Source organism: Pleomorphomonas diazotrophica (assembly GCF_002844595.1).
Lineage (GTDB): Bacteria > Pseudomonadota > Alphaproteobacteria > Rhizobiales > Pleomorphomonadaceae > Pleomorphomonas > Pleomorphomonas diazotrophica.
Window position 1 is genome coordinate 153,538 of the sequence record NZ_PJNW01000002.1, and the last position, 21,213, is coordinate 174,750.

Sequence of the window (21,213 nt, forward strand, 5' to 3'; positions counted from 1 at the left end):
CAAAAGCTCCACCGAAACACCAGATCGTAAGTGGTTCGTTTTGCTACGATATTCGCTCTACGAGTCATGGCGGACGAACCTCGTAGCCGAACGGGCCCAGGGAGCATCGACATGAGCGAACGCATCGTCATCACCCAGGACATGATCCGTCTCTATGACGAGTACACCCACCTGACGCTGGACCGCCGAGGCTTCATGGAGAAGCTCGGCAAGCTTGCTGGGTCGAGCGCGGCGGCGGCGGCCATTGTGCCGCTGATCGAGGCGCGGCAGGCCCAGGCCGCAATCGTCGAAGCCGGCGATGACCGGCTGGAGACCTCGACGGTGGAGTTCCCCGGCGACGGCGGCACCATGAAAGGCTATCTCGTCCGTCCCAAGTCGGCCACCGGACCGCTGCCGGCGGTGATGGTCATCCATGAGAATCGCGGCCTCAACGGCCATATCGAGGACGTCGCCCGCCGTCTTGCCCTTGAAGGCTTCCTCGTGCTGGCACCGGACTTCCTGTCACCGGCCGGTGGTACGCCCACCGACGAGGATAAGGCGCGCGAGATGATCGGCGCGCTCGACAGGGTGAAGGCGGTGGGCAACGCCGTGGCGGCGGCCACCTTCCTGCGCGGGCATGAGGGTGGCAACGGCAAGTCCGGCAGCATCGGCTTCTGCTGGGGCGGCGGGCTGTCACTTCAAACGGCGGTGGCCGATCCCGGCCTCGGCGCGGCGGTGTCCTATTACGGCGCCCAGCCGGCGGCCGAACAGGTGGCGGCCATCAAGGCGCCGCTGCTCCTGCACTATGCCGGTCTCGACGACCGCATCAACGCGGGCATTCCGGTGTTCGAGGCGGCATTGAAGGAGGCGGGCAAGACCTACGAACTCCACACGTATCCGGGGGTCAATCACGCCTTCAACAACGATACCTCGGCGGCGCGTTACGACAAGGCGGCGGCCGATCTTGCCTGGAAACGCACGGTCGACTTCCTGAAATCGCACCTTGCCTGAAGCTGGGCCTGAGGTGTTGGCGGTCAAAAATATGACAAATCGGGACTTGGTCCCGCGGCAAATCGCTATATAAGCGGCTCAGCAAGGAGCTGTCCTTCCCATGTCGCCGACTGCCGCGGGCGTTCTTTTCAAGCTCGCCTCGACCATCGCCTTCGCCATCATGCTGACGCTGATCAAGCTGGTGTCAGGCCGCGTGCCGCCAGGGGAAATGCTGTTTTTCCGCTCCTTCTTCGGCATCGTTCCAGTCGTCGTCTATCTTGCGGCGCTCGGCGTCTTTCCGTCCTCGCTCGCCACGAGGCGCCCGCTCGGCCACGTGCGCCGGTCACTGGTCGGTACCGCCTCGATGTTCTGCTGGTTCACCGCGGTCGCCTATCTGCCGCTGCCGGACGCCACGGCCATCAGCTATTCGGGGCCGCTGTTTGGCGTCTGCCTCGCCGCCCTCTTGCTGCATGAGCGCGTCAGGGCCTTCCGCTGGGCGGCGGTCGGCATCGGCTTTCTCGGCGTTCTGATCGTACTGTCGGAGCAGATGGGCGACTTCGGCATGGCATTGCAGGGCGGGCGGTCGATCGGTGCAGCCTGCGCGCTGGCTTCGGCCATGCTCGGGGCGGTGGCCGCCGTCACCGTGCGCGAGCTGACGGCGACCGAGACTACCGGCGCCATCGTCTTCTACTTCCTGGCTTGCGGTTCCGCCTTCTCCTTCGTGACGCTGCCTTTCGGCTGGGTGGTGCCGAGCCTTGCCGATGCCGCCATGCTGATCGTGGCCGGCCTGTTCGGCGGTATCGGGCAGGTGCTGATGACGCAATCCTATCGGCTGGCGGAGGCGTCGGTGATCGCGCCCTTCGACTACATCAACATGATCTGGATCGTCATCATCTCCTACCTGGTGTTCGGCGACGTGCCGACGGCGGCGGTGATCGCCGGCTCGCTGGTGGTGATCGCATCCGGCGTGTTCGTCGTCTGGCGTGAGCGCCGCCTCGGCATTCTCGAAGCCAAGGCCAAGGCGAGAAGCGCCGACACGCCGACTTGACTTTCTGCCTCAGTCGCCGGCGGGCCTCCGGCCCTTGGCTTCCGCTTCGCTTTGCGCCTTTCGGGCTTCGCACGAAAGGCCCGCTCCGCGCGGCGCCGTTTGGCGCCGGAAGCCGCAGGGCGGCTTCAGCTGGTCGGTTGGCGTTGACACTGCAACGGGAGCGGGCTCATAAGGTCCGTCCGAGCCACGATAATTCGGCGCGAGAGACATCCAATGAGCGAAATTGCGAACGGCAAGCGCGATCATGTCGACGTGGCGATCGTCGGCGCCGGCCCCATGGGCCTCGTCACCGCCCTGATGTGCGCCCGCGCCGGCCTGAAGGTGGCGATCTACGAGCGCCAGAGCGACTTTTCCGCCTCGCCCGCCTGGAACGGCACCGGTGTTCTCGCCCCGGACAGCGAGGCGGATGCCGCCGACGCCACCATCGTCGATCTCGGCCGCCGGTCGATCGAGCTGTGGCCGACGCTCGCCGCCGGCCTCACCGTGAACGGCGCCCTGGTGCTGGGCAATAGGCGCACGCCCACCGCGCTCGACGATTACTCCAGCTTCGTCCTCAACTACGACTGGGTCGACGAGGAGCGCATCGCGTTCCTCGAGCCAGCGCTGGCCGGCGTCTACAGCCGAGGCATGTTCTTCCCACAGGCCGGCCACGCCGATCCGCGTACTCTGTTCAACAGCCTCAAGGATGTTCTCGAGGCCGGCGGCATTCGCATCCGCTTCGACTGGGTCGGTACCATCGAGAGCCTGCAAGCCGAGCGCATCGTCGATACGCGCGGGCTCGGCGCGCGCGACCGCTTTCCCGAGCTGAGGGCGGTCACGGCCGAAATGGCCATGGTGCGCAGCCACAAGATCGAGCTCAACCGGCCGGTCCGGCTCCTGCACAATCGCCACTCCCTCTATGTGACGCCGCGCGGCCAAGGCGTCTACGTCATCGGTGCCACCACCGTCGACGACGATCGCGGCGGCGTGTCGGTGCGATCGGCCGGCGAACTCATGATGCATGCGGTGTCGCTGCTGCCGGCCTTCGCCGATGCCGAGGTGCTGGAACTGCGCTCCGGGATGATGCCGGTGCTGATGAACGGCGTGCCGAAGGTGGTGGTCGGCGACCGGGTGATCGCCGTCAACGGCCTGTTCCGCTATGGCTGGATGGTGGCGCCGGCCATTGCCGAAGACCTCTTGCGCGTGATCTACACGCAGGCGACCAAGGTCATTCACGCCAGCCGACCGATACGCCACTGACCCCGGTTCGTTCCCAGACGGAAAACCCATGCTCGACCGCTTCTATCTCATCATCGATCGCGCCGCCTGGCTGCCGCGCCTGTTGCCGCTGAGGCTGAAGCTGGTGCAGATCCGCACCAAGGCGCCCGATATCGAGACGCGGCGACGCGAGATCCACGACTCGCTCGCCCTCTGCAAGGCGGCCGGCGCCATCTGCGTGGTCAACGATCACTGGCGGGAGGCGATCGAGTTCGGCGCCGAGTGGCTGCATCTCGGGCAGGAAGATCTCGATACCGCCGATCTCAAGGCCATCCGCGCCGCCGGCATCCGCTTGGGCGTGTCCACTGCCAACCGGGCGGAGCTCGATCGTGCCTTGGCCGTCGATCCCGACCACGTGGCGCTGGGGCCGATCTGGTCAACCGTTTCCAAGGACGATGCGGCGCCGGCCAGCGGCCCCGAGCTGCTCACCGAGTGGAAGCGCATCACCAAAAAGCCGCTGGTGGCGATCGGCGGCATCTCGCTCGACCGGGCGCCGATCTGCTGGGAGGCCGGCGCGGACAGCGTGGCGGTGATCTCCGACGTGCTGTCGGCGGCAAGCCCCGAGGCGCGGATGACCGAGTGGCTCGATGCGGCTAGGGCATGGGAGGCGCGGGCATGACGGCGATCGCAGTCACCATCGCGGGTTCGGACTCGGGCGGCGGTGCCGGCATCCAGGCCGATCTCAAAACCTTCTCGGCGCTCGGCGTCTACGGCGCATCGGTAATCACGGCGTTGACGGCGCAGAACACGCGCGGCGTGACGGCCATCCACGAGGCGCCAGCCGACTTCGTCCGCGCCGAGATCGACGCCGTCTTTTCCGACCTTGCCGTCAATGCGGTGAAGATCGGCATGCTGGCCAGCCCGGAGCTGATCCGCACCGTGGCCGGCGGTCTTCGCGATTACGGCCAGACCCGCGTCGTCCTCGATCCGGTGATGGTGGCGACCTCCGGCGACAGCCTGCTCAAGGGCGAGGCGGTGGCGACGCTACGCGAGACGCTGTTTCCGCTGGCCAGCCTGATCACGCCCAACCTGCCGGAAGCCGGCAAGCTGTTGGGGCGAACCGTCGGCGAGACGGCCGACGACATGCTGGCGGCGGCGCGCGAACTGCTGTCGCTCGGCCCCAAGGCGGTGCTCGTCAAGGGGGGGCACGGCACCGGCGCCGAAAGCACCGATCTCTATCTCGATGCGGATGGTGCGCGCTGGCTGACGGCGCCGCGCCATGCGACCCGCAACACCCACGGTACCGGCTGCACATTGTCGTCGGCGATTGCCGCCGGTCTTGCCAAGGGGCTCGACCTCGTCGCGGCGGTTACCGAGGGCAAGGCCTATGTGACGGCGGCCATCGTCGCGGCCGACCGACTGGAGATCGGCCACGGCCACGGCCCGGTGCATCACTTCCACGCCTGGTGGTGAGCTAGGAGCTTTTCCAGTGAACTCATGTTCACCGGAAAAGCTCCATCTCCCTGTTAAGACGCAACTCCGGATGCAAAACCGGTTCCCACTTTTGCTGGAGTTGCTCTAGGAGCTTTCGAGACGGCGGCTTATGGTCGCGTCGATCCAACGGGCGACGGCGCGGACTGCCGGCGCCTTGCTGCGCTCGGGATGGGCAAGGCGATAGAGATCGCGAAAGGCGCTGCCGCGCGTGCCTTCGACTTCGGAAAATCGCGCATCGGTGTCGCCCATCAGCGTCGGCAGCATCACCTCCGCGCCGGTCGACGCCGCTGCCTCGGCCAGCACGTCGAGGCGGTTGGAGCGCGCGATGATGCGGGCGTCCGGTCGAAGCGCCGTCAGGGCGATCATCTCGGGCATCTCGGCGTAGTCCTGACCGTAGGCGACGGCCATGCCGGACCGCGCGCCGATCTTCGGCCGATAGAGGGCGAAGGCAAGACGGCCCAGCCGGCGGATGGTTGCGTTGTCCTCGGGGCCGCGGCCGAGCCGCACGGCGAGGTCGGCTTCCCGCTCTTCGAAACTGATGCTGCGATCCTCAATCGAAAGCGCCACCTCGATCTCGGGATGCAGGGCCGTGAGGTCGCCGAGCGCTGGCGCCAGAATCAACCTGTGAACGAGCCCCAGGCTGGACACGCGGACGCTGCCGGCCGCTTCCTGGCGCGAGCGGCGCAGCCGGCTGTCGGCCTCCTCGGCGACTGCTGCCATGGCGGATAGTTGCGGCAGAACTGTCCTGAGGAGCGGGGTCGGCCTGAGCCGACGATCGATGCGGTCGAACAGCGCCGCCCCGAGCCGTGCCTCGATGCGACCGAGCCTGCGGGCGGCCGTGGTCTGATCGACGCCGAGGCGACGTGCTGCCTCGCTCAGCGTGCCGCCGGCGACGATCTCTGCCACCAGTTCCAGTTCGTCCCAACGCAGATCTGCGCTCATGCAGGTTAAACTCCGAAAATCGCGGGTTTTCTGCGTCAATGCAGAGCGTATCCTCGCTTTCAGTTCAAGCAGAAAAGGAGCTGACCATGCCGCGCACGCTCAATGAAATCTTCGGCCGCACCGTCAAGCCCGCCCGCCTCGGAACGGCGCCGCTGGTGCTGATCGATTGCCAGAACGACTATCTCTCAGGCCCGCTGGCGCTTTCCGGCATTGACGCTGCGGTGGAGGCAACCGGCCGGTTGCTCGACGCCGCGCGGGCACGTGGGTCGAAGGTGATCCACGTCGTTCAGCGCGGGGCGGCCGGTGGCCTGTTCGATCTCGGTGGCCCCGGTGGCGCCGTCATCGACCGTCTCGCGCCACTCGACGGCGAGAGCATCGTGGTCAAGGCACGGCCGAACGGCTTCTCCGACACCACACTGCTCGCTGAACTCGGGGAGTGCGGCGGCGAGATGATCATCGCCGGCTTCATGACGCACAACTGCGTTTCCTCGACCGCCCGCGCCGCCCTCGACCTCGGGATCCTGCCGACCGTCGCTGCCGATGCGACCGCCACGCGCGATCTACAGCTGTTCGGGAGAATCACGACTGCGGCCGAACTCCAGCGAGCGGAGCTTGCAGGACTCGCCGATCGGCACGCCGTGGTCGTCACCGTGGCTGACCTCGTGGCCGAATAGGCTGAGAGTTCAAGCATATTGTCACGGCAACGCTACCAAGTTCGCAATCAAACCTAGACGAAGGTACTAGCCTTGCTCCGCGCCTCTCCGTAATATCCCGCGCCAATCGGCGGAACAAAACGGGCAATGGCCCGGCATTGGGAGTGCGTGAACATGGTCGCGGAGCTGGATCCTATCTTCAAGCGTCTGGAAGCCAAGAAGGCCGAACTGGCTGACCGCCCGATGCGCAAGCTGTTCGCCGAGGATGCCGGTCGCTTCGACCGCTTCAGCGTTCGTCTCGACGACATGCTGCTCGACTTCTCGAAGAACCGCCTCGACAAGGATGCCTTCGCAACGCTGATCGAGCTCGCCAAGGCGGCGGGCGTCGCCGAGCGCCGCGACGCCATGTTCTCCGGCGCCATCATCAACAGCACCGAGAAGCGCGCCGTGTTGCATACGGCGCTGCGCAACCGCGCCAACACGCCGGTCATCGTCGACGGCAAGGACGTCATGCCCGACGTCAACGAGGTGCTCGGCCGCATCCGCGACTTCGCCGAGGGCATCCGCTCCGGCAAGATCGCCTCGTCGACCGGTGCCAAGTTCACCGACGTCGTCAATATCGGCATCGGCGGTTCCGACCTCGGCCCGGCCATGGCTACCATCGCGCTGTCGCCCTATTGGGGCAATGGCCCGCGCCTGCACTACGTCTCCAACGTCGACGGCGCCCATATCGCTGACACGCTGGCCGGGCTCGATCCCAAGACGACGCTGTTCGTCGTGGCGTCGAAGACCTTCACCACCTCCGAGACCATGACCAACGCCGGCACCGCCCGCGAGTGGATCAAGCAGCATCTCGGCGAGGCGGCGGTGGGCGCCCACTTCTGCGCCGTCTCTACCGCGCTCGACAAGGTGGCCGCCTTCGGCATGGACGTGAAGCGCGCCTTCGGCTTCTGGGACTGGGTGGGCGGCCGCTATTCGGTGTGGTCGGCCATCGGCCTGCCGGTGGCGATCGCCGTCGGCTTCGACAATTTCGTCGCCTTCCTCTCCGGCGCCCATGAGGTGGACAACCACTTCCGCACCGCGCCGCTCGAGAAGAACATTCCGGTCATCCTCGGCCTTCTCGGCGTCTGGTACCGCAACGTCTGGGGCTTCTCGACCCATGCCGTGCTGCCCTACGACCAGCGCCTTTCGCGCTTTGCCGCCTATCTCCAGCAGCTCGACATGGAATCGAACGGCAAGGGCGTGCGCACCGACGGCACGCCGGTGCCGCGCGCCTCGGGTCCGATCGTCTGGGGTGAGCCGGGCACTAACGGCCAGCACGCCTTCTACCAGTTGATCCACCAGGGCACCGACATCATCCCGGCCGACTTCCTGGCCGCCGCCGTGCCACACGAGCAGGTGGGCGATCATCATGCCAAGCTCTTGTCCAACGTGCTCGCCCAGACCGAGGCGCTGATGCTGGGCAAGACGGTGGAAGAGGCCGCTGCCGAGCTGAAAAAGGCTGGCAAGTCGGATGCCGACGTCGCCGCGCTGGCGCCGCACAAGGCCTTCCCCGGCAACCGCCCGACCAACACCATCCTCTACCGCACGCTCGACCCGAAGACGCTGGGCCGGCTGATCGCCATCTACGAGCACAAGGTGTTCGTGCAGGGCACCATCTGGGGCGTCAACTCCTACGATCAGTGGGGCGTCGAGCTGGGCAAGGAGCTCGCCAACCGTCTTCTGCCTGTCCTCAAGGGCGAGGCCGAGCCGGCGGCAAGCCAGGACGCCTCGACCAAGGGACTGGTTGCGGCCATCAAGGCGCTGCAGAAAGATTGATCTTTCCAACAAGGCCGGTGGCACCTTGCCACCGGTTGTTCCCCCGGCCGTTGCCGCCAAGGCGCAGCCGGCGGGGATTCCTGCAAGTGTTGTAAGTCGGCCGGTGCCAGCGCCGGCCGATTGTGTATAAGACAAGACAAGGGGAAAGCTGGCCGGCACGGCATCGTGCATGGACCCTGCCGCCGCGCAGCCGATGACAGCGGCGGCGTCACGGGGTCGCCGATCTGGAGGAAGGGATGTACGAGTTTCAGGAGTTCGAGAACGGCGCCGCGCTTGCCGATGCGTTGACCGTCGAGGTCGCCGGTGCGCTGGCCCATACCATCCGCCTGCATGGCAAGGCGGCGCTGGCGTTGTCGGGGGGCAAGACGCCGGTGCGCTTCCTTGAGGCGCTGTCGCGCTATCGCATGCCCTGGAACGACGTCGTGGTGACGCTGGTCGACGAGCGCTGGGTGCCCGAGACGCACGAGCGTTCCAATGCCGGCCTAGCTCGCCGCCATCTCCTGAAGGGGCCGCTCAGCAATATCGAGTTCGTGCCGCTCTACCGGCCGGTGCCGACGCCCGAGGAGGCGGTGGCCGAGGTGAACAGGGTGATCGCCGACCTGCCGCTGCCGTTCGCTGCCGTCGTGCTCGGCATGGGCGAGGATGGCCACACCGCCTCCTTCTATCCGGGTGGCGACAACCTTGCGGCCGCCAACTCGCCGGACTGCAAGGCGCAGGTGATGGCGATGAACGCCGACGGAGCGGGCGAGCCGCGCATCACGCTTACGCTGCCGCTGCTCTTGGCCGCCGACGAGATCCTGCTGCACATCGAGGGCGCCGAGAAGCGGGCCGCCTTCGAGAAGGCGGTGGCCGGCGACGACGTGCTGGAGATGCCGGTGCGCAGCCTCCTCAAGTCGGAGAAGTTGGTGAAGGTTCTCTGGTGCCCTTGAAATCTGATCCGAAACTCTACTGAGGCGGGCATCTGGCTTCGAGTTCTGCGCTTCCGGTGCTCACGAACCTCAAGTTCGCTCCGCTCCGGTGCTCGAACTCATCGCCATCTGCCTCACCTCAGCGAGTTTCAAGCCAGATTTTCAGCGACTCGAACTGATCCCCCTGCGGCCCGGTTTCGACCGGGCCGTTTTGCATTTGCAGCGGGTTGAGTGGTTCCACCGACCTTCATTGGGAGGCAAGCGGGCGTCTCTGTCATAAAACTGAGAAGCTGTCGGGACAAAAGGAGGTAACGGGAAAGGCGAGTTGCCATCGATTCCCGCTCCGGAGAAGATGCGACGAGCATCTTTGTTTGCCATGACGGACGCCAATACTACCCGTAGCCTGAGAGCGTTGTTCCTGTCCGACATTCATCTCGGAACGCGCGACTGTCAGGCCGATCTTCTGCTGGATTTCATGCGCGTCCACGAGGCGGAGACGATCTATCTCGTCGGCGACATCGTCGATGGCTGGCGGATGCGCCGCTCCTGGTTCTGGACGCAGAGCCACAACGACGTGGTCCAGAAACTGCTGCGCAAGGCCCGCAAGGGCGCACGCGTCGTCTACATCCCCGGTAACCATGACGAGTTCCTGCGAGACTATCTCGGCACCCATTTCGGCGGCGTCGAGGTGATGGACCGTTGCCTGCACGAGGCCGCCGACGGGCGCCGGTTCCTGGTGATCCACGGCGACCAGTTCGACGTGGTGGTGCGGCACGCCCGCTGGCTGGCCTATCTCGGCGACTGGGCCTACGAGACGGCACTGTGGATCAACACCTGGCTGAACAGGGCCAGGCGTTCGATCGGCCTGCCTTACTGGTCGCTGTCGGCCTGGGCCAAGCTCAGGGTCAAGAATGCCGTCAACTTCATTGGCGCCTTCGAGGATGCGCTGGCCCACGAAGCAAAGCGTGTCGGCGCCGATGGCGTCATCTGCGGCCACATCCACCACGCCGTCATGCGCGACATGAACGGCATCGCTTATGTCAACACCGGCGACTGGGTGGAAAGCTGCACGGCCATCGCCGAGAACCACGACGGCAGCCTCGAAATCATCCGTTGGACGCGCCTCGAGCATGAGCGTCAGCAGCCCCTGCTGCTGCCGCGCGCCGAGGCCGCGGAATGACGCGCATCACCGTTGTCACCGATGCCTGGCATCCTCAGGTCAACGGCGTGGTTCGCTCGATCGAGCGGACCAATGCCGAACTCATTGCCATGGGCGCCGAGGTCACCATGGTGACGCCCGACCTGTTCCGGACCATTCCGCTGCCGAGCTACCCGGAGATCCGGGTCGCCATCTCCACCTACCGACGCGTGGCGAGGGAGATCGAACGCGGCCAGCCGTCCTACGTTCATATCGCCACAGAGGGGCCGCTCGGCCTCAAGGCGCGTAAATGGTGCCGCCGGAACGGCATGCCCTACACGACGAGTTACCACACCCGCTTTCCCGAGTATGTGGCGGCGCGGCTGCCAGTGCCCGAGTCCTGGCTTTATGCCCTCGTGCGCCGCTTTCACAACGGCGGCGCCGGCTGCATGGTGGCGACCGACACGCTGGCCGCCGAACTGTCGGCCCGTGGCTTCCGCAACCTGATGCGCTGGGGCAGGGGCATCGACGCCGATCTCTTCCGCCCGCGTCCGGCCGAGCCCGGGATGTTCGACCATCTGCCGCGGCCGATCTTCATCAATGTCGGGCGCGTCGCCGTGGAAAAGAACCTCGAAGCCTTCCTGGCGCTCGACCTGCCGGGCTCCAAGGTGGTGGTGGGGGACGGTCCGCAGCGGGCCAGCCTCGAAAAGCGCTATCCCCAAGTCCATTTCGCCGGCATCATGATTGGCGAGGAACTGGCCCGTGCCTATGCCTCGGCCGACGTCTTCGTCTTTCCGTCGCGCACCGACACCTTCGGAAACGTGCTCCTGGAAGCCCTGGCCTCGGGCCTGCCGGTCGCTGCCTATCCAGTGATGGGGCCGCTCGACATTCTCGGCGACAGCGACGCCGGCATTCTCGACGAGGATCTTCGGGCCGCCTGCCTCGGCGCTCTCGAAATCGATCCGGCGGCGGCGCGGGAGCTCGCGCTGTCCTTCAGTTGGCGACGGGCGGCCAAGCAGTTTCTCGACAATGTCCGGCTTGCCAACGGCGAAACGCTGGACGAGGCGCCTCTCGCGCCGGCGACGGCCTAGCGCTTTCAACGCGTCTCGCAGCGAGCTGCCGTCAGACGGTCATGTCCACTTGCCTGCCCATGCCGGGTGGGGGAGGGGCGGATGCGGCCGACTCGACGGCTTTGCTGAGAAGGGCCGCTGCCGATTGTTCCGACTTCAGCGCCATCTTCAACGCCGCGATGCCGATCTCGCTCTTGGCGCCAGACTGCATCATGGTGGCGGCGGTGGTCGCAACGTCCATTTCCGGTACTCGCCTTCCGCTCTGGATGCCAAAGTCCTGTTCTCTCAGGAGAACAGCGCCTGCCGTTCCGCCTTGGTCATCTGGTCAAAGGGATCGTCGGTGTCCTTGCCCTGGCGGACGGTATCCGAGACTTCCTTCAGCGCCTCGATGGCCGTGTCGACGGCTTCAGAGGCGATAGCCAGCGCTTCGTCGCTCGGCTCGTCGCCGGCCTCCGGCTCGTCCGGCGCAGCTTGGACGGCGTCGAAGTCGATGCTGTCGGCCAGTTCCGCCGCCGTCTTGGGCTGGTCCTCGGCGGGTTCGATGGCGTCGAAGTCGATGCTGTCGGCGAGGGCAGCAGCGTCCTGCGGCGCGTCCTCGGGTTCGATGGCGTCGAAGTCGATGCTGTCGGCGAGGGCAGCAGCGTCCTGCGGCGCTTCGTCGGTTTCGATCGTGTCAAAGTCGATGCTGTCGGCGAGGGAGGCAGCGTCTTGCGGCATGTCCTCGTCGGTCGGAATGGCGTCGAAGTCGATCTGGCCGTCGGCGCCGACCATCGACGGCGCCGTGTCGAGCGCGGTCATGGCGTCGATGCGGTCGAAGTCCATCTCGTCGATGGCATGATGGGCCACGGCGTCGAGCGCCGCCCGGTCGGCATCGGCATCCTCGACCAGGAGGTCATCGACGATATGCTGCTCGATGCCTTCGCCGGCCAGCGCCGGGCCGTTGAGCAGGTGGGCGTCGGGACGATGATCGTGGGCATTGACGGCGACGCGCCGGTCGGCCGAGGACTTGTGCACCTCGTCGTCGTCCATGCCCCAGATCTCGATCATCGCATTGATGCGGTTTTCAAGATAGCGCAGGACCTGCACGACCTTCTGCGTCCGCTGGCCGGTGAGGTCCTGGAACGAGCAGGCCATGTAGATATTGGTGGTGAGGTTCTCGATCTCGTCGCATAGGGCGTTATCGACGCCGGCCTCGCGCATCGTCCAGGCGAACTCCTGGATCTTCTCGGCCGAGCCGAGGATTTCCGACGTTGCCGCCTCGGTCTGCTCGACAATGGCGTCGAGCTCGCTGGATGCACGGTCGAAGCGGCTCAGCGGGGTGCGGCCGTCACTCTTGATCTGGGCGATTTCGAGCTTGGTGCGCTCGATGGCATCCTTCATCTCGCCGATGTCGAGGCGAATGCGATCGGCGTCGGGGCGACGCTCGCGTCTCAAGAGGGTTTCCAGGCGACCGATGGCCCCCATCACCTGATCGGTATCGGCCGATCGATGGCGCCGGGCGTATTCAAAGAGGAACCAGCGGCCCTTTTCCGTCTCCATGACGGCGGCCTCGATCGCCTCGTAATCGGATTCGCGCAAGGGCGAGAGGGCTTGCGAATTTTCCATATTTTCGCCGCAGACCCCTTTGTAGACTAATCGGACCAAGCTACAGGTAAAGTGCCGGCCGAGGACAGGCAAGCGATTCAAATCCGCGAGCTGCCATCATCGGTGCGAATCCTTCACAACGAGTTTATTCCGAGTTGCTCCGTTGACAAGAATGATCGGGCGCTTTGCCCCCGCCTATTTGATGAGCGCCTTCTACGCCATCGCCTTCTTCGTCAATGGAGTGATGACCCCGTTCTTTCCGGTTCTGTTGCAGGTCAAGGGACTGAGCGGCGAACAGATCGCCTTCGTGCTGGCGACGCCGCAGGTCATGCGCATGTTCACCATGCCGGTGGTCAGCGGCCTGTCGGACCGGGCGGGCGACCGGCGCCACGTGATGGCCGGCGTCATCGGCCTGACGCTCGGCTTCGCCCTGCTGTTCGGCATCGCCAAGGGCGACGTCACGGTCATGGCGGTCGGCGCAGTCCTCCTGGTGCTGTCCTACTGCGTCGGACCGCTTGCCGACGCTTTCGCCATGATCATGGACCGCCACGGCCTCGGTGAATACGGCAAGATGCGGCTCTGGGGCTCGGTTTCCTTCATCCTGGGCAATGTCGTCGGCGGCTATGCCATGGATCATTCCGGGTCGATGGCGGTCTATCTCCTGGTGCTGTTCGGCTTTGCCATCGCCATGGTGTCGACGGTGGCTATTCCACCACCGCCGCCGGCCGCCGCCCAATCCTCGGCCGCGGCGCTCACCGTGCTGCGCAAGCCGGCCTTCCTCGCCGTTCTGCTCGGGCATGCGGTCAACCAGGCGGGGCATGCCGCGCTCTACAGCTTCGGCACCATCCTCTGGCGCGCCAACGGCTTTTCCGACTTCACCATCGGCATCTTTTGGGCCATTGGCGTCATCGCCGAGATCATCCTGTTCGCGCTGGCTGGGCGAATGTTCCGCGTCGTCTCGCCGCTGAAGCTGATGGCCGGCGGCGCGACGATTGGCTGCCTGCGCTGGCTGCTGTTCTCGCTGGATCTGCCGCTGTTGCCGACGCTCGTCTTGCAGGTGATGCACGCCGGCTCCTTCGCGCTCGCCCATATCGGCCTGATGCGCTTCCTGCGCGAGGTGGTGCCGACCGAGCGCGCCGCCTCGGCGCAGGGCACCTTCGTCATCTTCAACGGGCTCGCCATGGCGCTCGGCACGGCGCTGGCCGGACGCTTGGTGCCGGCGCTCGGCTCGGACGTCTATGTGGTGATGTCGATCTTCCCCATCCTCGGCCTGATCATCCTGACGGCGGCCGGCGGTGGCGCAAGGCGCCTGCCGGCCCATGATGCGACGATCACCGTCACCGCTGGAGGCGAAGCCGCTGCCCGGGGGTGATCAGCCCCAGAGGTCGGGGTAGGGCGGGTGGACGATCGAGCCGGAGAACATCAGGCCCGGCAGGCGGTCGCGGGCCAAGAGAAGCGGGCCGTCGATGTCGGCATATTGGGCGCGCTGGGCGGCGACGAAGGCCGGTGCCATGGCGAGCGAGCTCGATACCATGCAGCCGACCATGACGATCAGCCCTTCCTCCTCGGCGGCGGCGATCATGTCCAGTGCCTCGGTGAGGCCACCGGTCTTGTCGAGCTTGACGTTGACGGCGTCATAGCGGCCGACCAGCCGCTTGATGTCGGCCGAGGTATGGGCGCTCTCGTCGGCGCAGACCGGCACCGGCCGCTTGGCTTCGATGAGATAGTCGTCGGAGTCGGCCGGCAGCGGCTGCTCGATCATGGCGACGCCGAGTTCGATGCAGGCCTCCATCATGTCGGGGAACATCTCCGGCGTCCAACCTTCGTTGGCGTCGACGATGATGCGGCTCCTCGGCGCGGCCCGGCGGATGGCGACGAGACGCTCGCGGCCGCCGTCGCCCCCGAGCTTCACCTTCAGCGTCGGCCGGTCACTGGCCGACCTGGCGGCCGCAGCCATGGCCTCGACGCTGTCGAGCGAGATGGTGAAGGCGGTGTTGACCGGTTCGAGCGGCGGCAAGCCGAGAAGATGGGCGACGCCGCGCTGGGTCGCCTTGGCTTCGAGGTCGATCAGCGCACAGTCCAGGGCGTTTCGAGCGGCGCCGGGGGCGAGCGTGTTGCGCAACGCAAAGCGGTCGCCGCCCTTCTCGATGAAGTCGCGGGCGCTTTCAATCTCAGCGATGACGCTGTCGACGGACTCGCCGTAATGGGCGTAGGGGACGCCTTCGCCACGCCCCGATACGGCGCCCTCGCTGATGCTGGCCACCACCACGACCGCCTCCGTCTTGGAGCCGCGGGAGATGGTGAAGGTGCCGGCGATGGGAAACCTCTCGACGGCTATGCTGAGCTTACGCAAGGCGACCTCACATTGATTTCCGCGCGGATAAGGCGGCTTTGGCCGGTGCCACCGGCGACAGGCCGGGAAACGCCATATCATGGGGACCGAACAACTGTCCGTTTCGGTCAACTTTGTCCATCAGTTGCTCCACGGACGCCTGGCTGACGCGGTGCGATCATTCTCCCAGAGTAGAGATATCAAGGCGACATGGGAATCCTTAAAGGGGGACCGCTATGTCGAAACCCTTATCTTTGGTCTAGGGTGATGTCACGACTTTGGGAGCGCGCGGACTGCCTTTGAAGGCTGGCGCCGGCAGGCGAGGCTGATGTATCGTGCACGAGGATGCGGCGCTTCCGGGCGTGGCGCGGGTGTTCGAGGAGCGGCGGCGTGCGGTCGGCGGATGGGGCGCGGGACGATGTGACGGTGCTCGGCATTGCCGGCGACTGGACGGTGGAGACCGTCGGAACGGTGCTGCCCACTGTGGCCGGCAAGGTGGCGGCTGGGCGGCACCTCGTGTTCGATGGCAGCGAACTCGGGCGGTTCGACACCGCAGGCGCCTGGGCACTGGTCGGTCTGATGCGCCAGCAGGAGGAGGCCGGCGGCTCGTCCGAGCTCAGGTCCTTTTCCAAACCGGCGGCGACACTGATCGCCGAGATCGATCCGCTCGGCCGCGAGCAACTGCCGGCGCCGGTGCGCGTCAATCCCATCACCTGGACGCTGGAGGAGATCGGACGCGGCGCGGCCGGCATCATCGACGATGCCTATCTGCTGCTGGCCACGCTGGGCGAGGCATCGGTGAGCTTCCTCGACATGCTGTTGTTGCGGCGGCGCATGCGCTGGGCAGCCCTGTTCAACAACATAAGCCGCGCCTCCATCCAGGCGGTACCGATCATCGGCCTGATGAGCTTCCTGATCGGCATGATCATCGCCCAGCAGGGTGGCTTCTACCTTTCCACCTATGGCGCAGACGTCCTGGTGGTCGACCTTGTCGGCGTTCTGACCTGCCGCGAGATCGGCGTGCTGCTCACCGCCATCATGATCGCCGGCCGTTCGGGTGCCGCCTACACGGCCGAGATCGGATCGATGAAGATGCGCGAGGAGGTCGACGCGCTGAAGGTGCTCGGCCTGTCTCCGGTCGAGGTGCTGGTGCTGCCGCGCCTCCTGGCGCTGATCATCGCGCTGCCGATCCTGACGCTGGTCGCAGACCTTGCGGCGCTGGCCGGTGCCTGGGTGGTGAGCCTCTTCTACATCGGCATCCCCACCGACGTGTTCCTGGACCGTCTCAAGGCGGCGCTGACGGTCACCTATGTGATGATCGGCTTGGCCAAGGCGCCGTTCATGGCGGCGATCATCGGCCTCATTGCCGCCATCGAGGGCATGAAGGTGAAAGGCTCGGCCGAATCGCTCGGCGAGCACACCACCGCTGCGGTGGTGAAGGCCATCTTCATGGTGGTGGTGACCGACGGCGTTTTCGCCATGATCTTCGCGACGATCGGAATCTGAGCAATGAACGGCGAGACGGCGCGACGGGATGACGAAGAGCGGGAGGCGGTGATCGCCGCTCGCGGTCTGGTCGTCGGCTTTTCCGGCGAACCGATCCTGGACGGCCTCGACATCGACGTCTGGCGTGGCGAGATCCTTGGAATCGTCGGCGGATCGGGTACCGGCAAGTCGGTGCTGCTTCGGACGATCATCGGCCTCAACAGGCGTTCGTCCGGCACGATCAAGGTGTTCGGCAAGGATTTCGATGCCATCTCCGGCCAGGAGCGGCAGGATATCGGCCGCCGCTGGGGCGTGCTGTTCCAGCAGGGCGCGCTGTTCTCCTCGCTCACCGTACTTCAGAACGTGGCCGTGCCGCTTCGCGAGCACATGCGGCTGCCCGATGGCCTTGCCGAGGATCTGGCGCGGCTGAAGATCGAGATGGCCGGCCTGCCGGCCGATGCTTGCGCCAAGTATCCGGCCGAGTTGTCGGGTGGCATGATCAAGCGCGCGGCGCTGGCGCGGGCCTTGGCGCTCGATCCGGACATCGTCTTTCTCGACGAGCCGACCGCCGGGCTCGACCCGATCGGCGCTGCCGAGTTCGACCAGTTGATCCTGAAACTGCGTGACACGCTCGGCCTGACCGTGTTCATGGTGACGCACGACCTCGATAGCCTCGTCACCATCACGGACCGCATCGCCGTGCTGGGCAACCGCCGCGTTCTAGTGGATGGAACGTTCGCCGAGCTCAAGTCCTTCGACCACCCATGGGTGCGCGCCTACTTCAACGGCCCGCGCGCCGAGCACTTCACCTTCGGATAGGAAACGCCATGGAATCTCGGGCCAACTATGCGGTGATCGGCGGCTTCGTCCTGGTCATGCTGACGGTCGCCCTCGCGTTCCTCGGCTGGCTCGGCAACGCCGGCGAGAGCCAGCGGCAGGCCGAGGTGCGGGTGGTGTTCTCGGGCGCCGTGACTGGTCTTTCCACGGGATCGGCGGTGCTGTTCAACGGCATCAAGATCGGCGAGGTGCGGGAACTCCGGCTCGACGAGAAGGATCCGCGCACCGTCATCGCCCTGATCCGGGTGAACCGCGACGTGCCGCTCAAGACCGATACCCGGGCCATGCTGTCCTATCAGGGCCTCACGGGCGCGGCGACCTTGCAGCTCGAAGGCGGTTCGCGCAATGCGCCGGGCCTGTTCGATGCGGCGCCAGACGGCATGCCAACCATGCTGGGCGAGATCTCGCCCTTCCAGGACATTCTCGAAAGCGCCCGCAACGTGCTGACACGCGCCGACAGCGCCATGGCGGCGATCGATGACTTCATCACAGAAAATGGTCCGGCCTTCAATCGCACCGTCAACAACGTCGAGAAGTTCTCGGCAGCGCTGGCCGACAATTCCGACAACATTTCCAAGGCGATGGTGTCGATCTCGTCGGCTGCCGACTCGATCGGGCAAATCGCTCAGGACTTGAAGGGCGCGGCGGCGCAGGTGACGCGCATCCTCGACGCCGTCGATCCCAAGCGGGTGACGGAGATCACAGAGCGACTGGCCAAGTCGTCGGAACAGCTCAACGCCGTGCTGGAGCGCGCCAACGTCATCGCCGAGGGTATCGATCCGGCCACGGTGAACGGCGTCGTCCAGAATGTCGCCGACGCGGCGCGGACGCTCGACGAGACCATCGCCCAGGCGAAGACCATCCTGGGCGCCGTCGACCCGCAGGAGGTCGACCGTCTCGTGGCGAGCCTCACCGAAACGTCGGACGAGTTGCGCGCCACGGCCGCCCGCGCCGATGCCCTGCTGGCGGCTGTTGATACCGACAAGGTGCGCTCTGTGGTATCGGCGGTCGACACCGCCTCACAGAATATTGCGGCGGCATCCGGTTCTCTCGGCATGGTGGTGGAAGACACACGTCAGACGCTCGGCGCGGCGCGCAGCGTCGTCGAGGCGGTCGATCCGGCGAAGATCCGCTCGACGGTGACCGACGTCAGCGACTTCGCGGCCATGCTCAAAAGCTACAAGCCGCAAATCGACTCCATCATGGCCGACGTCAACCGCGCCTCGGCCAGCCTCGCCAATCTCGGCGATACCATCGATGCGCGCACTCCCGACGTTGATCGCATCGTCCGCGACACGCGCACCCTGGCCGAACAGCTGAACGGCATCGCGGCGCGCGCCGACGGCATTCTCCAGAAGGTGGACGGCTACGTCACTGGCGATGGGCAGGGCCTTGTCGCCGAGGCGACGGCGGCGGCGAAATCGATCCGCGAGGTGGCCGACAAGCTCAACCAGCAAGTCGGGCCGATTGCCGACAATGTCTCGAAGTTCTCGAGCCGGGGGCTCGACAGCGTGGTGGCGCTCGCAGATCAGGGCCGGCAGGCCTTGGCGCGTCTTGACCGTGTGCTGCAGGGCGTTGAAAGGAATCCGCAACAGTTCATCTTCGGTGGGCAGGGCGTACCGGAGTACGCGCCGCGCAGATAGAAAAGGGCCAGGGTTCGCAACGATACTCGCGGTCGCGCGTTGCTTTTCACGCATCTGCGCCTTCCGAGAAGTCTGCAACTTCTCGCGCAGATGCTCTAGGGTTTACGCATTTGCGCCTTCCGAGAAGTCTGCAACTTCTCGCGCAGATGCTCTAGGTTTTACGCATTTGCGCTTTCCGAAAAGTCTGCAACTTTTCGGGCAGATGCTTTAGGAGGCTATGTTGGTTTCAGTTCGTTCGGGCCGGCGCACGGCCTCTTTGGCGACGGTCCTCCTTGTTTTCAGCCTTGCGGGCTGCTCGACGCTCGGTCTCGGGTCGACGCCCAAACCCGACGACATTTTCGACCTTGCCGCGCCAACCGCTTTCGACGGCTCGACCAGACGATCCTCGGCGCAAATCCTGGTGCCGCTGCCGAACGCCAGCGATGCCCTGTCCTCGGCGCGCATTGCCGTTCGCGCCGATGGCGGGTCGATCTCCTATCTGCCCGGTGTCTCCTGGTCGGACGAGTTGCCGCCGCTGATCCAGACGATCATGGTGCGCGCCTTCGAGAACTCCGGCCGGGTGAAGGCGGTGGGCAAGCCGGGCGAAAGCCTCGCCATCGACGATCAGGTGATCGTCGACATCCGCGCCTTCGAGCTGGACGTCACTGGTTCGCCGGCCGCCCATGTCACGCTCGGCGTCAAGCTGCTCGACGAGCGCAACGGCAAGGTGCGGGCCAGCAAGGTATTCGATGTCAGCCGTCCCGCCGCGTCGGATCGGCCGAAGGACGCCATCACTGCCATCGATCAGGCCGCGTCGGCGGCGGTGGCCGAGGTGGTGGTCTGGACGGCCGGGGCGCTGTAGCTCCTCGGCGTCACGCTCCTCACCAGCGGAGAAAGCGCCGGCCGATCAGGAAGCCGGCCGCCGTCACTATGGCTATGGCGATCGTGTACCAGGTCGCCACGAACAACGGGCTGTCGTCGGGGCAGTGCCAGGCATAGATGGCCGCCGCGATGCCACCGGCCGCAAGGCCCGCGGCGGCGCCGGCCATGCCGGGGTGTTCCGGAGCGCCCTGGCGGACCGAGTAGAGGAGGGCGGCAAGCGGAGCGATCGACAGGGTGGGCACGAAGACAAGGCAGAAGCTCCAGTGCAGCCCCTTCATGCTCGCCCCCCACGCCTCCCGCGGCAAGACGAACAGCTCGGTCGCAATGCCGGCCAGCAAGAGGACAAGCGGCAAGATCAGGGACATGCTCGCTGAGCGCAGCGACACCCCCGGTTTGCCGATACGGAAGGCGAGGCGCGTGGCGGTGGTTGCCAGAAGCAACGTCAGTCCGAGCTTGAAGGCGACACGCGGCGTGCCGATCGCCTCGCTCATGTTATCGCGGACGCCATAGGTCGACAGCAGCAGCCCGGCGGAGAGCACCACGCCGATTGCCAGCGCGCTCAGGAACAGCGGGCCGAAGCGGACCCGAACCCGCGCATCCCTGGCCAGGAGTGTGATGAGGTCATCCGTTTGCACGTCTGTCGCTCCGATAGAGGGCCGCCAGTCCTTTGAGCGCCCGATGCAGGGCCACCCGCACGGCGCCTTCGGTCATTTGCAGCCGCTCGGCCGTTTCGCGAATGCCGGCGCCGCCGAGCGAGATGGACCGCACGATCTCACGCTGCGGATCCCGCAGGCTGTCGACCATGCGATCGACGTCGACCTGATCGGCGCCCTCATCCTGGCGTGTGGCTTCCAGCGTTTCCATAACGTCTTCGATCCGTACGCTGACTTGGCGGCCGCGTCGACGCAGGCTATCGACCAGTTTGTTGCGCACGATGGCCGACAGCCACGGACCAACCGGCCGAGACATGTCCCAGGTGCCGCGCTTCAGATGAACAGCCAGCAGGACTTCCTGTACCACGTCTTCCACGTCGCTCGCCGGGGCGCCGAACTGATCGCAGCGCCGGCGGGCAATCGACCGGAGATAGGGCGTAACGGCCTTCAGGAAACGATGATAGGCCAGCGTATCGCCGGCCATCGCAGCCCGCATCCAAGCCGCCCATTCCTCTTCACGGGCCGAGTGGTCCATCCGCCGCCATCCCCCGATGCGGGCCGTCGTCAACTCGGCAGCGCCG

At 66.0% G+C, this 21,213-nt stretch carries 21 protein-coding genes; 15 read left to right on the forward strand and 6 right to left on the reverse strand.

Translation table 11 applies throughout. The features are described 5' to 3' along the window. Positions 1-111 precede the first annotated feature (111 nt). The 5 genes from CXZ10_RS01710 to thiD all read left to right on the forward strand — a co-directional run bounded on the left by CXZ10_RS01710 (position 112) and on the right by thiD (position 4,687). On the forward strand, positions 112-990 hold the full coding sequence (locus CXZ10_RS01710) for a dienelactone hydrolase family protein (protein ID WP_101287227.1): 879 nt from the start codon (positions 112-114) through the stop codon (positions 988-990). A gap of 100 nt (positions 991-1,090) precedes the next feature. After that, positions 1,091-2,017 carry a DMT family transporter gene (locus CXZ10_RS01715; RefSeq protein ID WP_101287228.1) on the forward strand — a complete coding sequence of 309 codons (927 nt, stop codon included), beginning with the start codon at positions 1,091-1,093 and terminating at the stop codon, positions 2,015-2,017. A gap of 213 nt (positions 2,018-2,230) precedes the next feature. Then, positions 2,231-3,256 carry an FAD-dependent oxidoreductase gene (locus CXZ10_RS01720; RefSeq protein ID WP_101287229.1) on the forward strand — a complete coding sequence of 342 codons (1,026 nt, stop codon included), beginning with the start codon at positions 2,231-2,233 and terminating at the stop codon, positions 3,254-3,256. Between the two features lie 28 nt (positions 3,257-3,284). Next, entirely contained in the window at positions 3,285-3,893 is a 609-nt protein-coding gene (locus CXZ10_RS01725) for a thiamine phosphate synthase (RefSeq protein ID WP_101287230.1), read from the forward strand. After that, entirely contained in the window at positions 3,890-4,687 is a 798-nt protein-coding gene (gene thiD, locus CXZ10_RS01730; protein WP_101287231.1) for a bifunctional hydroxymethylpyrimidine kinase/phosphomethylpyrimidine kinase, read from the forward strand. The genes CXZ10_RS01725 and thiD overlap by 4 nt, the downstream gene beginning before the upstream one ends. A 105-nt stretch (positions 4,688-4,792) precedes the next feature. Here the strand turns inward: thiD and CXZ10_RS01735 are convergent, their stop codons facing one another. Next, a complete protein-coding gene (locus tag CXZ10_RS01735; protein WP_101287232.1) occupies positions 4,793-5,650 on the reverse strand; it encodes a LysR family transcriptional regulator in 858 nt (285 codons plus the stop codon). 86 nt (positions 5,651-5,736) lie between these two features. On the opposite strand from CXZ10_RS01735, the gene CXZ10_RS01740 reads away from it, so the two are divergent. The 5 genes from CXZ10_RS01740 to CXZ10_RS01760 all read left to right on the forward strand — a co-directional run bounded on the left by CXZ10_RS01740 (position 5,737) and on the right by CXZ10_RS01760 (position 11,258). Next, entirely contained in the window at positions 5,737-6,324 is a 588-nt protein-coding gene (locus tag CXZ10_RS01740) for a cysteine hydrolase family protein (RefSeq protein ID WP_101287233.1), read from the forward strand. Between the two features lie 153 nt (positions 6,325-6,477). After that, complete coding sequence (pgi, locus tag CXZ10_RS01745) at positions 6,478-8,121, forward strand: glucose-6-phosphate isomerase (RefSeq protein WP_101287234.1); 1,644 nt, start codon at positions 6,478-6,480, stop codon at positions 8,119-8,121. Between the two features lie 236 nt (positions 8,122-8,357). After that, positions 8,358-9,050, forward strand: coding sequence for a 6-phosphogluconolactonase (gene pgl / locus CXZ10_RS01750; protein WP_101287235.1), 693 nt, complete (start codon positions 8,358-8,360; stop codon positions 9,048-9,050). 355 nt (positions 9,051-9,405) lie between these two features. Beyond that, positions 9,406-10,209, forward strand: a complete 804-nt coding sequence (locus CXZ10_RS01755; RefSeq protein WP_101287236.1) for a UDP-2,3-diacylglucosamine diphosphatase — start codon at positions 9,406-9,408, stop codon at positions 10,207-10,209. Continuing rightward, complete coding sequence (locus CXZ10_RS01760) at positions 10,206-11,258, forward strand: glycosyltransferase family 4 protein (protein WP_101287237.1); 1,053 nt, start codon at positions 10,206-10,208, stop codon at positions 11,256-11,258. The genes CXZ10_RS01755 and CXZ10_RS01760 overlap by 4 nt, the downstream gene beginning before the upstream one ends. A 31-nt stretch (positions 11,259-11,289) precedes the next feature. Here the strand turns inward: CXZ10_RS01760 and CXZ10_RS01765 are convergent, their stop codons facing one another. Both CXZ10_RS01765 and CXZ10_RS01770 read right to left on the reverse strand, forming a co-directional pair. Then, on the reverse strand, positions 11,290-11,478 hold the full coding sequence (locus tag CXZ10_RS01765; protein WP_101287238.1) for a putative motility protein: 189 nt from the start codon (positions 11,476-11,478) through the stop codon (positions 11,290-11,292). Between the two features lie 44 nt (positions 11,479-11,522). Further along, on the reverse strand, positions 11,523-12,842 hold the full coding sequence (locus CXZ10_RS01770; RefSeq protein ID WP_101287239.1) for a protein phosphatase CheZ: 1,320 nt from the start codon (positions 12,840-12,842) through the stop codon (positions 11,523-11,525). A 151-nt stretch (positions 12,843-12,993) separates the two neighbouring features. On the opposite strand from CXZ10_RS01770, the gene CXZ10_RS01775 reads away from it, so the two are divergent. Continuing rightward, on the forward strand, positions 12,994-14,193 hold the full coding sequence (locus CXZ10_RS01775; protein ID WP_101287240.1) for an MFS transporter: 1,200 nt from the start codon (positions 12,994-12,996) through the stop codon (positions 14,191-14,193). On the opposite strand, the gene dgcA is transcribed toward CXZ10_RS01775, so the two are convergent. Continuing rightward, positions 14,194-15,174, reverse strand: a complete 981-nt coding sequence (gene dgcA / locus CXZ10_RS01780; protein ID WP_101287241.1) for an N-acetyl-D-Glu racemase DgcA — start codon at positions 15,172-15,174, stop codon at positions 14,194-14,196. Between the two features lie 369 nt (positions 15,175-15,543). Here dgcA and CXZ10_RS01785 point away from each other — a divergent pair, with 369 nt between their 5' ends. The 4 genes from CXZ10_RS01785 to CXZ10_RS01800 all read left to right on the forward strand — a co-directional run bounded on the left by CXZ10_RS01785 (position 15,544) and on the right by CXZ10_RS01800 (position 19,959). Beyond that, the gene (locus CXZ10_RS01785; protein WP_244617098.1) at positions 15,544-16,659 is read left to right on the forward strand and encodes an ABC transporter permease; all 1,116 of its coding nucleotides are present in this window, start codon (positions 15,544-15,546) and stop codon (positions 16,657-16,659) included. A 3-nt stretch (positions 16,660-16,662) separates the two neighbouring features. Further along, positions 16,663-17,457, forward strand: a complete 795-nt coding sequence (locus CXZ10_RS01790; protein ID WP_101287243.1) for an ABC transporter ATP-binding protein — start codon at positions 16,663-16,665, stop codon at positions 17,455-17,457. Positions 17,458-17,465: 8 nt separating this feature from the next. Next, entirely contained in the window at positions 17,466-19,118 is a 1,653-nt protein-coding gene (locus CXZ10_RS01795; protein ID WP_180335824.1) for an MlaD family protein, read from the forward strand. Between the two features lie 220 nt (positions 19,119-19,338). Beyond that, complete coding sequence (locus tag CXZ10_RS01800; protein WP_180335825.1) at positions 19,339-19,959, forward strand: ABC-type transport auxiliary lipoprotein family protein; 621 nt, start codon at positions 19,339-19,341, stop codon at positions 19,957-19,959. A 19-nt stretch (positions 19,960-19,978) separates the two neighbouring features. Here CXZ10_RS01800 and CXZ10_RS01805 read toward each other — a convergent pair whose 3' ends face one another. Then, positions 19,979-20,614, reverse strand: a complete 636-nt coding sequence (locus tag CXZ10_RS01805; protein ID WP_101287246.1) for an NrsF family protein — start codon at positions 20,612-20,614, stop codon at positions 19,979-19,981. Then, positions 20,601-21,167 carry a sigma-70 family RNA polymerase sigma factor gene (locus tag CXZ10_RS01810; protein WP_101287247.1) on the reverse strand — a complete coding sequence of 189 codons (567 nt, stop codon included), beginning with the start codon at positions 21,165-21,167 and terminating at the stop codon, positions 20,601-20,603. Before CXZ10_RS01810 ends, CXZ10_RS01805 begins: the two co-directional genes overlap by 14 nt. Positions 21,168-21,213: the final 46 nt, after the last annotated feature.